This window comes from Staphylococcus sp. HMSC077D08 (genome assembly GCF_001837945.1).
Classification (GTDB): Bacteria; Bacillota; Bacilli; order Staphylococcales; family Staphylococcaceae; genus Staphylococcus; species Staphylococcus epidermidis.
This window is the reverse complement of record NZ_KV834817.1, coordinates 4,836-5,831: the sequence shown is the minus strand read 5'-3', so window position 1 is coordinate 5,831 and position 996 is coordinate 4,836. Positions and strand designations below refer to the sequence as shown.

At 28.3% G+C, this 996-nt stretch carries 1 protein-coding gene; it reads right to left on the bottom strand.

All coding sequences use genetic code 11. The features are described 5' to 3' along the window. A partial coding sequence (locus HMPREF2663_RS09610) for a transposase (RefSeq protein ID WP_141762246.1) occupies nucleotides 1-891 on the bottom strand: 891 nt, incomplete at its 3' end. Nucleotides 892-996: the final 105 nt, after the last annotated feature.

Below are 996 nucleotides of genomic sequence, written 5' to 3'. Positions count from 1 at the left end.
ATTTGTCGCTATTTGTAAATTATACCCTGGCTTAAGTTGTCCATTTTTCATGTGATCTTCTTTCATTCTCATAAATGTCGCATCATGATCTGTCTTAGAATAACTATTTCTATCCTTTAAAATAGATTTTTGAAATTCGTATCGATACTTTCGCTCAAAATAATCATTGATTTGCTTTTTGTATTTTTTGATTTTAGTTCTTTTGAGACGTATTTGTTTTCTTGTTTTAGTACATTTTTCATTGTTGATATGTTGGTTTAAATCTTCGATTTCTTTATCTAAATGACTACCAATCAAATCTATTTCTTCTTTTGTTAGTTCATTATCATGATCTTCTTTAATTTCCGGTATGATTTTATTGGTTACCAATTCATGGTAGAGGGCTTTAGAATCCTCATTCATCTTTGATTCATGGTTTTGAATACTCTTTTTCCATACAAATGTATATCGATTGGCATTTGCTTCAATTTTTGTACCATCAATAAAAATAGCTTTATCATCTATAAGATTTTGTTTTACACACTGACTGTAAAATTGAATAAATAAAGATTCTAATAAAGCATCTACTTTTGGATTTACTCTAAATCGATTAATTGTTTTATAAGAAGGTTTTTGATTTTGTGATAGCCACATCATTCGGATGCTATCATTAAGCATTTTTTCTATTTTACGACCTGAGAATACAGATTGTGTGTAGGCATATAGAATCACTTTTAACATCATTTTAGGATGGTACGAAGTTGCACCACGGTGATGTCTGAATTCGTCGAATTCATTGTCAGGAATTGTTTCAACAATATCATTTACATGTCGTGAAATATCATTTGTGGGGATAAGAACTGAAGTTTCCATTGGTAGAGTAAGTTGAGTCATGTTATAATTTTTATACATAAGGCACCTCGTTAATTTAGTTTAGTGATGTTTATTAAATTATACGAAAGTGCTTTATTTTTTTAAAGTATTACAATGTAAAATTACATATAAATACAAAGTATT